Source organism: Lacicoccus qingdaonensis, assembly GCF_900101075.1.
GTDB lineage: Bacteria > Bacillota > Bacilli > Staphylococcales > Salinicoccaceae > Lacicoccus > Lacicoccus qingdaonensis.
In genome coordinates, this window is sequence record NZ_FNFY01000008.1 from 11,181 (window position 1) to 24,384 (window position 13,204).

At 47.5% G+C, this 13,204-nt stretch carries 14 protein-coding genes; 4 read left to right on the plus strand and 10 right to left on the minus strand.

Annotated features, from left to right (window positions below; translation table 11 throughout):
• Positions 1–156: 156 nt before the first annotated feature.
• The 4 genes from fabI to BLR15_RS06200 all read right to left on the minus strand — a co-directional run bounded on the left by fabI (position 157) and on the right by BLR15_RS06200 (position 3,919).
• Entirely contained in the window at positions 157–924 is a 768-nt protein-coding gene (gene fabI, locus BLR15_RS06185; RefSeq protein WP_082238478.1) for an enoyl-ACP reductase FabI, read from the minus strand.
• A 149-nt stretch (positions 925–1,073) separates the two neighbouring features.
• Complete coding sequence (mgtE, locus tag BLR15_RS06190; protein ID WP_052256916.1) at positions 1,074–2,450, minus strand: magnesium transporter; 1,377 nt, start codon at positions 2,448–2,450, stop codon at positions 1,074–1,076.
• 21 nt (positions 2,451–2,471) lie between these two features.
• Positions 2,472–3,275, minus strand: coding sequence for an NAD kinase (locus BLR15_RS06195; protein ID WP_052256917.1), 804 nt, complete (start codon positions 3,273–3,275; stop codon positions 2,472–2,474).
• Between the two features lie 23 nt (positions 3,276–3,298).
• Entirely contained in the window at positions 3,299–3,919 is a 621-nt protein-coding gene (locus tag BLR15_RS06200) for a GTP diphosphokinase (RefSeq protein WP_052256918.1), read from the minus strand.
• Between the two features lie 292 nt (positions 3,920–4,211).
• Here BLR15_RS06200 and BLR15_RS06205 point away from each other — a divergent pair, with 292 nt between their 5' ends.
• The 4 genes from BLR15_RS06205 (at position 4,212) to BLR15_RS06220 (ending at position 6,885) form a co-directional block, all read left to right on the plus strand.
• The gene (locus BLR15_RS06205) at positions 4,212–4,796 is read left to right on the plus strand and encodes a CYTH domain-containing protein (RefSeq protein WP_052256919.1); all 585 of its coding nucleotides are present in this window, start codon (positions 4,212–4,214) and stop codon (positions 4,794–4,796) included.
• Positions 4,796–5,182: a globin domain-containing protein gene (locus tag BLR15_RS06210; RefSeq protein ID WP_052256920.1), complete on the plus strand. Its 387-nt coding sequence runs from the start codon at positions 4,796–4,798 to the stop codon at positions 5,180–5,182. The genes BLR15_RS06205 and BLR15_RS06210 overlap by 1 nt, the downstream gene beginning before the upstream one ends.
• Positions 5,183–5,221: 39 nt before the next feature.
• Entirely contained in the window at positions 5,222–6,019 is a 798-nt protein-coding gene (locus tag BLR15_RS06215; protein WP_092985753.1) for a DsbA family protein, read from the plus strand.
• Positions 6,020–6,231: 212 nt separating this feature from the next.
• The gene (locus BLR15_RS06220) at positions 6,232–6,885 is read left to right on the plus strand and encodes a Crp/Fnr family transcriptional regulator (protein ID WP_143003936.1); all 654 of its coding nucleotides are present in this window, start codon (positions 6,232–6,234) and stop codon (positions 6,883–6,885) included.
• A gap of 530 nt (positions 6,886–7,415) precedes the next feature.
• On the opposite strand, the gene BLR15_RS06225 is transcribed toward BLR15_RS06220, so the two are convergent.
• The 6 genes from BLR15_RS06225 to pepF form a co-directional block, all read right to left on the minus strand.
• The gene (locus BLR15_RS06225; RefSeq protein WP_092985755.1) at positions 7,416–7,991 is read right to left on the minus strand and encodes a hypothetical protein; all 576 of its coding nucleotides are present in this window, start codon (positions 7,989–7,991) and stop codon (positions 7,416–7,418) included.
• Positions 7,988–8,629, minus strand: a complete 642-nt coding sequence (locus tag BLR15_RS06230) for an SCO family protein (protein WP_092985757.1) — start codon at positions 8,627–8,629, stop codon at positions 7,988–7,990. The genes BLR15_RS06225 and BLR15_RS06230 overlap by 4 nt, the downstream gene beginning before the upstream one ends.
• Positions 8,630–8,662: 33 nt before the next feature.
• Entirely contained in the window at positions 8,663–10,306 is a 1,644-nt protein-coding gene (locus BLR15_RS06235) for a cbb3-type cytochrome c oxidase subunit I (RefSeq protein ID WP_092985759.1), read from the minus strand.
• Positions 10,307–10,310: 4 nt separating this feature from the next.
• A complete protein-coding gene (locus BLR15_RS06240) occupies positions 10,311–10,781 on the minus strand; it encodes a cytochrome c oxidase subunit II (RefSeq protein ID WP_052256926.1) in 471 nt (156 codons plus the stop codon).
• Positions 10,782–10,811: 30 nt separating this feature from the next.
• On the minus strand, positions 10,812–10,970 hold the full coding sequence (locus BLR15_RS13995) for a hypothetical protein (RefSeq protein ID WP_156302683.1): 159 nt from the start codon (positions 10,968–10,970) through the stop codon (positions 10,812–10,814).
• A 381-nt stretch (positions 10,971–11,351) separates the two neighbouring features.
• Positions 11,352–13,154, minus strand: coding sequence for an oligoendopeptidase F (gene pepF, locus BLR15_RS06245; protein ID WP_092985761.1), 1,803 nt, complete (start codon positions 13,152–13,154; stop codon positions 11,352–11,354).
• Between the last annotated feature and the right edge of the window lie 50 nt (positions 13,155–13,204).

A 13,204-nucleotide genomic window follows, 5' to 3' on the forward strand; every position in this document is an offset into this window, starting at 1 on the left:
TAACGGACCGTCCCGAGAGGCGGGATGAGCCGTTAGGATTCTAGAACACTCCCATCACGCGCCGCAAACTCAGGGATGCGCCCGCCCGTACACAAAAAAACCGGCAGCCGCTCGAAAACGAGTGCGCTGCCGGTCTTTATTTTCATATAAATAAGATTATGCTGTAATGTTTGCGCCGGAGTCACAGTGGATGATTTCGCCTGTGATGCCGGAAGCGAGGTCGCTGAGCAGGAATGCCACCGTGTTGCCGACTTCAAGCTGGTCGACGTTGCGCTTAAGCGGTGCGCGTTCTTCGATTTCTTTCAGGATCGACTTGAATTCGCCGACTGCTGATGAGCTCAGTGTACGGATCGGGCCTGCGGAAACTGCGTTCACGCGGTAGCCGTCTGCACCGAGATCGAGTGCCAGGTAACGCACGCTGGAGTCAAGTGCCGCTTTAGCCACACCCATGACGTTGTAGTTCGGCATTGCACGTTCGCCGCCGAGGTAAGTCATCGTGACCAGGCTCGCACCTTCGTTGAATGCAGTCTTCGCGTGTTTCGCAACGATTGCAAGCGAGTATGCACTGACATCCAGCGCAAGCGCGAAGCCTTCTCTTGAAGTCTCGCTGTAGCCGCCTTTAAGCTCGTCCTTGTTCGCATATGCGATCGCATGGAGGACACCGTCGATGCCGCCGGTCTTCTCTTTGATTTCAGTGAATGCACGCTCGACCTCTTCGTCTTTGGACACGTCACACTCAACGATCACATCATGGTCGCCTTCAAGGTCGACGAGAAGTTTATCCAGCTCTTTGCGGAAACGCTCGTTTAAAATCGTGAACACAAGGTTTGCACCCATCGCGTCCAGCGCACGCGCCGCGCCCCATGCGATACTGCGCTTGTTCGCCACGCCCATAATGACATAAGTCTTGCCTTTTAAATTCATGGTAAAATCTCCTTTATCCATATAAATGATTTTATCGTGTGTTATTAGTACCTACTACTAATTTACTAATAATGACCTCAAATTGCAACAAATAATACATTCAGTATGTCATAAAAATAAAACCATCATAATCGTGATGGTAATCTCCATTACGCAAGGAGCGATGCCATAAACATGTTCGCAAGCGCAAAATATATTAATAGGCTGATGATATCATTTGCGGTCGTGATGAACGGACCGCTGGCGATTGCCGGGTCGATGCCCACCTTATCCATTAAGAGCGGTACAATCGTACCGATCAGCGTGGCCACTGTCATTGAAGCGACAAGGCTCAGGCAGACGATGATGCCGAGGATCGGTTCCTGATACATCATCAAAATGACGACAAATATCGTGATGCCGCACGCAAGGCCAGTCAAAAAGCCTGAACCGATTTCGCGTCCGGCCAGTTTCATCTTGCTTGATTCTTTTATTTCTCCGGTGGAAATACCACGGACCGCAACGGCCAGTGACTGTGTGCCTGTGTTACCCGCCATTCCGGAAATGAGCGGTATGAAGGCGCTGAGCAGTACGACTTGTGCCAGAGTGTCTTCGAAAACTGACAGCATGGCGGCCGTGATCATTCCCATGAATGTCAAACCGATCAGCCACGGCAGTCTTTTTTTCGCCGTTTCAAGTGCTGTGTCCGTCGTCTTCTCGGTATCACTCATACCGGCAAGTCTTGAGTAGTCTTCGCCCGCCTCTTCATCGATGACGTCCATGATGTCATCGGCCGTGATGATACCGACGAGATGGTCCTGGTAGTCGAGTACCGGCAGCGCAAGGAAGTCGTAGTCCCGCATGATCTGTGCGACTTCTTCCTGGTCGTCGGAGACGAGGACCGATACGACACGTTCGTTCATGATGTCGCCGATGTATTCGTCATCATCCGCAATGATGAGTTCACGGAGGGACATGATGCCGGCGAGCTTTCTTTCCTCATCGACGATGAACACATAGTAGATCGTCTCGGACGTCGGTGCGACTTCTTTCAGATGGCGCATCGCTTCCCGGACGGTCATGAGGGATGTCAGGCTGACGAATTCCGTCGTCATGATACCGCCGGCCGTATCTTCCTCGTAGTTCAGAAGGCCGCGGATTTCTTTTGCATCCTGTTTGTCCATCAGTGCTAAAAATGTCGTGACTTTCGCTTTCGGCAGCTGGTTTAAAATATCGACCGAGTTATCGTACTGCATTTTCCCGATCATTTCTGCCGCATAGCGTGAATCCATCTGGTCGAACAATTCATCATAATCTTCTTCGTCAATTTCCAGGTTATCGAAGAATAATGATGCTTCTTCCGGCGACAGGACATGATACAAGAGATCTTTGTCCGCTTCACTTAAGCTCACATAAAATTCACTCTGCTCATAAGTATGGAGGGCGAGGAAGTCTTCCCTGAAGCCGTCAATATCATTTTCTCTCAGCTGGGTGAGCAATGCTTCATGTTCAATTTCCACTTCAGTTCTTTCTTCTATATCCGGCATTCTGCCCACCACCTAAATTTGTTAGTTTCTATCTGAAATAAAGGAATCATGGACCCTTTTCCAAAATGGAAACGGTCTGAACCTTGCGAATTTAACTTTCTCATCCGCCACTCTGAACTGGATCTGACGCACACCTTTATGTACAAGATTGATGTGGTCGACGGTCATCTTATAGATTTCGCTGTTCACCGGATTCACCTGTGTCGTATGGTGTTTCGGCAGCACAAGCGGTGAACCGACGGTTCTGAATACGCTGTTGTTGATTGACGCGATTTCCGTCAGCTGCAGCGCCTCGATGGACGGATGTATAATCGCGCCGCCGAGGGCTTTATTATAAGCGGTCGAACCGGACGGGGTCGACACACAGATGCCGTCACCGCGGAAGCGCTCGAAATGCTGGTTGCGGATATCGATATCGGACACGAGCGTCGTGCCGTCGTCCGTTCTTAAAGTGGATTCATTCAGTGCGAGATATCTCGACTCCGCGCCGAACTTCTCGTAAGTGATGATGATTTCAAGCAGCGGATATTCAATCAGCTGGTATTCATCGTTCTGGATCGAGATGATCAGCCGCTCCACTTCGTGCGGCAGCCAGTCTGCGTAGAACCCGAGGTGCCCGGTGTGGACACCGACAAACGAGGCAGCGTCCAACAGGTGCTGGTAGCGGTGAAATGCCTGCAGCAATGTACCGTCGCCGCCGACTGAAATCACCATTTCGGGCGCAGTTTCATCGTATTCCATCTTCATCTCCGCCATATAATTCACCATGCGGTCTTTCAATGCATTCGATTTAGTGTCACCTTTCGACACAATGACAAACTTCATGACATCCCACCTAATCTGCTCATTTATATATTGCGTTTTTTCGAATAGTATTTCTGCGCATCCTGTATTTCTTCTCTGATCTGGGACATTTCCTCGTCCAACAGGAATGCCGCTTCTGCAGCATTCTGCAGCCTTCTTCTGATTTCCGGCGGATATTCGCCCGAATATTTATAGTTTAATGTATGTTCGATCGTCGCCCAGAAATTCATTGCGAGCGTCCGGATCTGGATTTCAGCAAGTATGCTGACCGGGCCGTCGATCGATTCCACCGGATACTCGATGATCAGGTGATACGAACGGTAGCCGCTCTCTTTCGTGTTTTCCACATAATCACGCTCTTCGACGACTTTCATATCCGAACGCTTCCGGATATGATCGCAGATCAGTTCGATATCGTCGACGAACTGGCACATGATACGTATGCCTGCGATATCGTACATTTCTTCCCGCAGCCTGTCATACGGTATGTTGCGCGTACTTGCCTTTTCAATGATGCTCTGCACAGGTTTGACACGTGTCGTGACAAATTCCACCGGCGAGTATTTACGGTTCAGCTGATAATCTTTACGGATTCCCTTAAGTTTAATCTTCAGTTCTTCGACTGATTGTTGATAGGGCGCAAGAAATTCATCCCATCCATCCATCTAAACGCCTCCAGTTATATCTCTTTTAGTTCAAGTGGTGCCGTGTTCACACCTTTATGGTTATTCCTTCATTTTTTATTATTTCCCGGGTCATTCCTGCAGCGTTCTGAATCCCCTTCAGTATAACATTTCATGATGTTTTCTTCATGTGTTCCCCTGTAGCGGAGGTGTTTTTGCCCGCTGTTGACGCATTTTATTTTACCATAACACTGCTGCTTTGATAATCTCTTAAATCTGTTTACTTTACAGTCCATTTTAAATTTTAGATAATATGTATTAAGGAGTTGAGACAATGCCGGAGTTAGAAATTGAATTTAAAAATTTATTGACTGCAGATGAGCATCACACTTTATACCACACTTTCTTCAAGACTGAGGAAAAGCAGTCCCTGCTCAACTATTACATAGATACAGAAAATCTGGATCTCAGAAAAAATACGCTGCTTCTCAGAATCCGTGTGACAGCAGGTGAGCAGATGATGACTTTGAAAGCACCGACTGAAAAAGGGATTTTGGAATTCAATGCCGAGGTCGATTACGATTTGAGTACGGCCCGGAAAATGTCACACGATGACCTTCCTGAAATCATTACCCATGAACTGAAAACGAGAAACATCGATGTTGATGATTTAATCATATATGGCAGCCTGACGACCGAACGTTTTGAAACGGGTTATAAAGACGGTCTGCTCGTGCTCGACCAGAGCTCTTTTCTCGGTACACAGGATTTTGAAATCGAATATGAAGTCACAGACTACGATCAGGGTGAAACGCGATTTGACAACCTGCTCGAATCATATAAAATTGAACGCCGTCCGGAAATGACGAAGAGTGAACGCTTTTATCAGGTCTTAAGGAAAGAAAAGGATGAGTCTTAATGGTCAAGAAGAACCCGCTGTCAAACCCATATAAAGCCATCGGTACAGAGAAATTATTTGAAATGATCGACCGTTTCTACTACTATGTTGAACGTGATGACCGGATCAACTATTTGTTTCCGGGAGATTTTAAAGAGACAGCCTTCAAACAAAAGCTGTTTCAAGTCCAGTTTCTGGGCGGACCGAACTTGTATATCCAGGAATACGGCCACCCGATGATGAAGGCGCGCCATATGCCGTTCGTCATTACGCCGTATGCGAAAGAGGCATGGCTTGAGAATATGTACCAGGCGATGCTTGATGTGGATATTCCTGAAGAGCTGCGCGACTTTTTATTTCAAAGATATACGATGACAGCGAACCATATGGTGAATACACCGGACTAAATTACAGTCAAGTGTGATTATGAGTAAGGAGGAGCTTCGATGGACCGTATGACACAGGAATGGCCGACGGTGCAGCCGACCGATCAGAAGGTTGAGATATTCTATTTCTTCGACCCGTTTTCCGAACAGTGCCGTGAAATGGAACCGATCATCAACAAACTGATCATCGAATACCGCGGATATGTCACCATTCAAAAGATACTTGCCCCGTCTCTGACAGTTTTGACAAAATGTCAGGCACAGTCAACCTCAGACCATGATAATCTCGCACTTGCCTACAAAGCAGCGGAAGTACAGGGCCGTAACAAGGCACGTGCATTCATGCGATATATTTTAAACCGTATCATGCCGACAAAAAGCATCTGCACTTACGATCACATGTATAAAAGTGCAAAGCTTGCCGGTTTGGACGTACAAAGCTTTTTCGAAGAAATAAACTCCAGTACTGTTAAAAGCATGCTGAAACGGGATCTGGCGGTGTATCGTGAAATGGATATTGAGTCACTCCCGTCGATGGTGTTCTTCAGCGGCGATATACATTCTGAAGGCATCAAAGTGGAAGGTGTATACCCGTATCATATTTTCACATATATCATCAATGAGCTGCTCGAACTTGAGATAGAGAAACGACCGCTGCCGAGCATTTATGATTACATCGAATCATTTGAAGTCGTGAGCTTCCATGAGCTGAAAACCGTCTTCGAATGGCGTACGGGCCTGCTTTTGAATGAACTGAAGAAACTGAGGCTGCAGCGTCTGATCGAGGAAGTAACGACGGATGAAGCAACGTATTATCAAATACGCGGCGGCACCCGGGTGCTGAATAACGTGCAGTGAAAGGCGTGTGCGATGGACTCGGTCGTTGGATGATGTGAGCGCACCGCCGGTCGGTTTTTATTTTTTAAAAGATTTTTAAGTACTATATAATTTTTAAGCCTGCTGAGTGGCGTTTTGCCGCTTGGCGGGTTTTTTTGGTCATCAGTGTTAATATTAGGGTAAGGATTTTTTTAAAGGAGGAGAGAAGGTTGCTGGCAGAATATTTATCATCCATGAAGATATTTGAGGCTTTGACGGACTCGGAGATTGCGTCGCTTGCCGGTATTGCGCTCCACAGGAATGTTGAGAAGAATGCGCATTTGTTTCATATGAGCGAGGAGATGACGAGCTTTTTTTTCGTGGTCAAGGGGAATGTGAAGATTTACAGAATCGATGAGGAGGGCCGTGAGCAGATCATCAATTTTTTCGGTGAGCGGGAGATGTTTCCGCATCATGCGATTTTCAGGGCGGATCCTTATCCTGCGAGTGCGATGACGACGGAGCAGTCTGAAATCATTGTTATCGATAAGCGTGAGTTCGAGGATCTCGTCAGGCGCCAGCCGGATATTGCGGTGAAATTGTTCAAGTACATCGGTGAGATCATCATCGACCTACAGCACAGGCTGCAGGAGAAAATATTGAAGCCGACCGATGAGCAGGTGCTTTTGCTGATCCGCCGCCTCGCCCATGCCCACGGGCTCGTGCTTGGTGACGGGCGGCGTGAGATTACGCTGAAGCTGACGAAGCAGGAAATGGCCAGCATGATCGGGCTGACCCGCGAAACTGTGAGCCGCAATATTTCGATGTTCCGGAAAATCGGCATCATTGATATTGACGGTGCCGGCCGGATGATTGTGGATCTGGAAGAGCTGGAGACATACTTGTGATTGGGTTGGAGTTGGTTTGGCGTTTAACAGACCGGCCCGGGAAGCGGGATGAACCGTTAGGCGTTTAACAGACCGTCCCGGGAAGCGGGATGAACCGTTGGGCGTTTAACAGACCGTCCCGGGAAGCGGGATGAACCGTTGGGCGTTTATCGGACCGTCCCGGGAAGCGAGATGAACCGTTGGGCGTTTATCGGACCGTCCCGGGAAGCGGAATGAACCGTTAGGCTATTTAATATCGCGACTGACAAACTTTTAGTTAGTGTACTTAAATAAGCATTTTTTTGTTAATTGGTTCATATTTAAGTTAAAATTAATTTGAATCATTTCATATCTCTCCTAACAATGTTGGTCTGGTCACTGCATTGTACGACAGAGTATGATTTGACTCTTTTTTCTTTATTACATAATTATATGGACATAATCCTCCTATCGGCCAAACCACTCCTCACTTGGCCGGTAGAGGCGTCACCCACCATACATTTGAACATAAAGCACCCGCATATCTTCAAATAGATATGCGGGTTCAATTTTTATGCTTCCGAATCATCCCCGAAGTACTGGCTCTGATCGGTGAAGAGCACTAATAAAATGTACATCACGATACATAGTACAAAGAATGCGAATCCCCAGCCGACTGTTTGCTGGTCGATCATCAAGTAGTTGTTGCACAGTGTGCTCTCGGAAAATATATATAGATATGTCATGACCGAGAATATGACCATCAAAATCATGAACACGACAATTTCGAATGTCTGGGACATCTTCTTCCAGCTGTCCCTGAGGGGCACACCGGCGAGAAACGGCAGCGACACAAATTTCCAAAGCTCGACAAACCATATTTCGAGTGCTTCGTCCATCGTCCGCGGGAGCATCCAGTAGAGCAGGATGACCAGGAACAGAACGACGCCGGGCAGGCCGGTTTTATTATACTTATCAAATACGCCGCCGAAATGTTTTTGGAAGAACGGTGCCATCAGGAGTCCTGAAACGAACAGCAGCAGCATCTGCATATGCATATGGAATGCCATGACCGACTCGAGCAGATCTCTGACGGGCGGCAGGGCGAGGAATAACAATAATGCTAACCCGTACCAGAATTGTTTCACTGGCGAGCCACCTCCCCGTCCGAATCATCCGACTCAACCGCTTCAACAATCGTCTCCGCAGCATAATCGATTTCGCGGTAATCCAGCACTTCACCGAGACGGCCGTCCGGTTCGATCAGATAAAAGGATGTATTATGCTGGAAATCTGCATCGCCTTCGGGAATGACGGTGACTTCATACATGCTCAAAATCTCTTCCAGATCGTCGTCCTCCGGCACGCGGAGCATTCTCCAGCTCTCGCCGTCGGCATCGAAATATCCCGCATATCTATCGAGCACTTCAACGGTATCCCGCTCCGTATCGAATGACATACTGAGAAACACCAGATCGTCGCCGTATTTCTCCATGTCGATCATGTCATATACATATTTCATATTCGATGACATTTCCGGGCACGCGGTTGCGCATGAAGTGTAAATAAAGGTCATAAGCATGTGCCTGCCTTCGAATTCATCAAAATTGTATTCGCGGCCTTTATTATCCACGACTTCGATATTCGGGAATTCCGGCGGCTGGGCTTTTAGATCCTGCAGCCTCTGGGCCTCCATCGTGAATGCGGTGAACCCGCTTGTCGAGAAAAACAGCAGGAGGCCACCCAAGACTAAGATGACTCCGCTGATTATGAGTTCTTTTTTCATCTCCGGCAACCTCCTTCAAAATTATTTATCAAGTTAGAATGTACGGATCGGCGGTGATCCCGGCGGTGAGTTGCCAATCAGGTCGACGAGCGGTACAACGTAGCCCATGGAGATGATCAGTATTGCAACGATGACCCAAAGCCCCCAGTTTTCCGTCCATTTCGGTGTTTTGTGTGCATCTTCTTCCTGTTCTTCGACCATCATGAATTCCGTGTAGCCTTTCGGTGCAAGGAACATCAGATGGAAGACGATGTAGACGATGATGACGACACCCGCGAACAGCAATGTACCGCCCGCCCCGACGAATATCAAGTATGGATCCCATTCGAGTGCAGTGGCATTGCCGCCGTACGTCGTATATTCAGTACGACGCGGCGAGCCGAGCAGTCCGACGTATGACATTGACAGCGTCATGAACAGCATGCCGACCGTCCAGATCATCGTCTGCCATATGCCGAGGTTGTGAATCTTCTTAGTGAGCACCCTGCCCGACAGATGCGGAATCAGCCAGTAGACGAGTCCGAAAAATGTCAGTACAACTGCGACCCCGACGGTCACGTGGAAGTGTCCGACGACCCAAAGCGTATTATGGACCACCTGGTTCAGCTGGTTGTTTGTCTGGGCGATACCGCCCGCGCCACCGAAGATGAATGAAATCATCGCAAGCATGATGGTAAGGAATCTGACGTCATGCCATGGCAGTTTCCAAAACCAGCCGAGCAGCCCTTTGCCGCCGCGGCGGCGTCCGGTTCTCTCAAGCGTTGCGAACAATGCGAATGCTGTCAATAATGAAGGCACCGCGATCGCAAGGCTCATGAACAAGTGCATGAATTTCAAACCTTCAGTGAATCCCGGGTCCACAATCTGGTGGTGGAACCCGCCCGGTACGTTCAAGACGACGATCAGTATGACGACCGCACGTGCCAGAGAGTCACTGAACAGCTTACCGCCGATGACTTTCGGGACAACGAGGTACCATGCGGAAACCGCAACGAGGTACCAGACGTTGACGAGTGTGTGTCCGAATGCCCAGAATAAAGTTCTCGTTAACAATACGTTAATCGTATCAATCCAGCCGAGTGTCCACGGAATGATATAGAAGACTTCGGCTGCGACAAATGCTGTACCGAATGTAATCAGTACGTATACACCGACAGCGAAGAATGCGAACAATGGCAGGTGCTTGCCTTTATTTTGTTTCTTCCATCTGAATGCGCTGATGAATACACCGATTCCAGACATCCAGATGTTCAGTACGACAAATACGAGTCCGATATAGAACCATGGGTTTGCTGCCATCGGTGCGTAGAATGTGTAGAGCACCGTCGCTTCACCTGCGATGATCATGATCGCGACAAGTATCGCGCCAACCATGAAGATGGCGTACGCTGCCCAGCCCAGGGTCTTTATTCCTTTAGTAAGCCCGCCGAGGACGTAGTCCACTGCCGACCATAAGTAACCGTTCATGAATAATGTCGTAAAGGCCAGTATTAATAAAACGCCGTGCAGCGATAACATTTCGTAATAGTTCATGCCGCCGACGATTGTGAGGACGCCTGCTCTGTTCAGCCCTTGAAGCAGTCCGAAAAATCCGCCGACGAGGAGCAGAGCGAATGCTGTTGCCAAGTTCGTCAGTGCCAGTTTGTTTGCGGTCACAATTCTAAGTGGTTTCTTCATCGTCTCACTCCTCTACCGTAATGGTTGCAGACATCATCTGGTGGCCGGTACCGCAGTATTCGTTACATACCATAATGTACTCGCCCGCTTCATTGAACGTCTGTGTGATTTCCTGGATGTATCCGGGAATTACCATCGTATTCAAGTTTGTATGGGGTACGTTGACGCCGTGCACCACGTCTTTGGTCGCCATTCTGAATGTCACTTCAGCGCCTTCCGGCACCGAAATTTCACTCGGTTCAAACTGGAATGCCTGCAGCGTCATAATGACTTCATACTCATTATCGCCGGTTTCATAAACACCTGGTTCCGAGAATTCCGGATGTTCCTCTACTGTCTGCGGATCAATATGTTCCTTGTGTGACGGCGGCGACATGCCCATTGCGAATGCCTGGTATCCCGTAATACTCATCGCAATGACAATGATGACAATCGCCACGATCATCCATATTTCTTCCATCTTGTTCATTTTCATTGTATTAAGACTCCCTTCTCAACCTGTTTTTTAGAAACGTAATAGGAATAATACGAGCAGTACCCCGGTCCATAAAACGATTGAACCGCCGACGAAGAACAATGTTGAAAATAAAGTGCCCTTCAAAGTCAGATTTTCCGGCGCACTTCTTTCCACCGGCTTTTCTTCTTCTCTTAATTTCTCTGCCATGGATAACCCTCCTATTTGATTTGTTTTCGTTTTTTAACTTGTCTATATTGTATAAGTATTTCGAACCGGGTATTGTGATTTGAGTCACATCTTTGGGAAGTTTGTTCAAAAAGAGGAAGTCTTAATATTCTGATAAATCAAGGCATAAAAAAAGCAGCACACCTTCTATAGTGTGCTGCTTTAAACAAAGGGGATGGGAGAAATTTTTCACTGTTTAACAAAGGGGTATGTTTTTCAGTGATAAAATTTTCATGTATAAAATATAACATCCCCGTTGCCTTCAAGCAACATTATGAACAGCATTTCACAATTTGTTCACAATGTAAACGTATTCACATACTTACTTGTATTTAAAAACTGTACATGTTGACGTTTTTCAGCTTATTCCGCTTCTTCGAGCAGTCTTTCAAACTCATCCAGCTGACTTTCAAATACTCTCATCGCATGGTCAATCGGCTCTCTCGTTGTCATATCGACACCCGCATTTTTAAGAATTTCGATCGGGTAGTTTGAGGAACCTTTCTTTAAAAACTCATTGATATAACGGTCGCGCACTTCTTCTCCGCCGTCAAGCACTTGTTTCGACAGTGTCGCTGCTGCAGCATACCCTGTTGAATACTGGTATACATAATAGTTCATATAGAAGTGCGGGATGCGTGCCCACTCCACTTCGATGAATTCATCGTAGTCCACCGCATCGCCATAATATTTCTTATTGAGTCCGCCGTACACTTCGTCGAGCTTCGATGCCGTCAGCGGGACCCCTTCCTCTTTCAATCTGTGAATTTCATGCTCGAATTCGGCAAACATCGTCTGACGGAACACCGTCCCTCTGAACCCTTCCAGCTGCTGGTTTAGCAGATACAGCTTCTTCTTCGTATCATCCAGATTTTCATACATGTAATCTGCAAGGAGCGCCTCGTTGAACGTACTCGCCACTTCGGCTAAGAAAATCGAATAGCCCGCCTGGTTAGACGTCTGGTTTTTACGGCTGTAGTAGCTGTGCACCGAATGGCCGAACTCGTGCGCCAATGTAAACAGATTATCGACGTTATCCTGCCAGTTCATTAAAATAAAGGGATTGGTGCCGTAGGTGCCGGACGAATACGCGCCGCTTCGTTTCCCTTTATTTTCATAAATATCGACCCAGCGGTTGTCGAGCCCTTCTTTTAAGATGCTTAAATAGTCGTCCCCCATCGGTGACAGACCTTTTTTAAGCCAGTCTTTCGCTTCATCGTAAGTGACTTCAAAATCGACGTCCTCGATGAGCGGTGTATAAATGTCATACATTTTGAGCTTGTCGAGTTTCAGAACTTTTTTACGCAATTCCATATAACGGTGCATCAGATGCAGATTGTCGTTGACCGTGTCGATCAGCTGATCGTACACACTTTGTGGAATATGGTTGTTCTGCATTGCCTGATGGCGGCTCGATTCGTAGCCGCGGACATTTGCGCTGAAGACGTGCGTATTTACGACGCCGGAAAGCGTCTGGCTGAGCGTATTTTTGAACGCGCCGTACTTGCTGTATAAATTTTCATATGCGGATTTGCGCAGTGTTCTGTCCGGTGATTTCAGGAGATCGATATACGTGCCTTGTGTAAGCTCGTGCACGTTGCCTTCTGAATCGACCGCCGGTTCGAACTCGAGATCTGCGTTGTTGAACATGCCGTAGACGGAGGTCGGTGTCGACATCACTTCGCCGGCCTGTGCGAGCAGCTTTTCTTCTTTGTCGCTCAATATATGCGGACGTTCATTGTTTAAAATTTCAAGGTCGAATTTGAATTCTTTCAGACGGTCATCCTGAATGAATGTTTTCAATGTGTCCTCGTCCAGCTTTAAAATTTCCGGTGTCAGGAAACTCCACGCCGAATTGAATTTGACCGCAAGTGACCTTGCACGTGATTCCAGTGCACTGTAAGTATCATTCGATGTATCCTGGTCGTGCTTCAAATGGGCATAGACGAATAACCTGCCCAGTCTGTCACCGAGTTCACGCTCCGTTTCAAGCGCTTCGGCCAAAGCTTCAACTGAATCTATTTTACCTTTGAATTGTTCTTCATCCCCGAGATGGGATTCCAGTTTTTCATATTCTTTGTCAAAAGCTTCATCACTTTCGAAAATCGTCGTCAAATCCCACGTATTCTCCAGTTTCTGCTCATCTCTCGTTATGACTTTCGCCATATTAACCCCTCCATTGTCTGTGATGTTCTAATTTTCTCAATTCTCGAAAG

Excerpts from the sequence above, each read along its gene's own strand:
- BLR15_RS06205 (WP_052256919.1), top strand. The coding sequence starts at position 4,212 with ATGCCGGAGTTAGAAATTGAATTTAAAAATTTATTGACTGCAGATGAG.
- BLR15_RS06210 (WP_052256920.1), top strand. The coding sequence starts at position 4,796 with ATGGTCAAGAAGAACCCGCTGTCAAACCCATATAAAGCCATCGGTACA.
- BLR15_RS06195 (WP_052256917.1), bottom strand. The coding sequence starts at position 3,275 with ATGAAGTTTGTCATTGTGTCGAAAGGTGACACTAAATCGAATGCATTG.
- BLR15_RS13995 (WP_156302683.1), bottom strand. The coding sequence starts at position 10,970 with ATGGCAGAGAAATTAAGAGAAGAAGAAAAGCCGGTGGAAAGAAGTGCG.
- BLR15_RS06215 (WP_092985753.1), top strand. The coding sequence starts at position 5,222 with ATGGACCGTATGACACAGGAATGGCCGACGGTGCAGCCGACCGATCAG.
- BLR15_RS06235 (WP_092985759.1), bottom strand. The coding sequence starts at position 10,306 with ATGAAGAAACCACTTAGAATTGTGACCGCAAACAAACTGGCACTGACG.
- pepF (WP_092985761.1), bottom strand. The coding sequence starts at position 13,154 with ATGGCGAAAGTCATAACGAGAGATGAGCAGAAACTGGAGAATACGTGG.
- BLR15_RS06230 (WP_092985757.1), bottom strand. The coding sequence starts at position 8,629 with ATGAAAAAAGAACTCATAATCAGCGGAGTCATCTTAGTCTTGGGTGGC.
- BLR15_RS06200 (WP_052256918.1), bottom strand. The coding sequence starts at position 3,919 with ATGGATGGATGGGATGAATTTCTTGCGCCCTATCAACAATCAGTCGAA.
- BLR15_RS06220 (WP_143003936.1), top strand. The coding sequence starts at position 6,232 with ATGAAGATATTTGAGGCTTTGACGGACTCGGAGATTGCGTCGCTTGCC.
- fabI (WP_082238478.1), bottom strand. The coding sequence starts at position 924 with ATGAATTTAAAAGGCAAGACTTATGTCATTATGGGCGTGGCGAACAAG.
- BLR15_RS06240 (WP_052256926.1), bottom strand. The coding sequence starts at position 10,781 with ATGAAAATGAACAAGATGGAAGAAATATGGATGATCGTGGCGATTGTC.
- mgtE (WP_052256916.1), bottom strand. The coding sequence starts at position 2,450 with ATGCCGGATATAGAAGAAAGAACTGAAGTGGAAATTGAACATGAAGCA.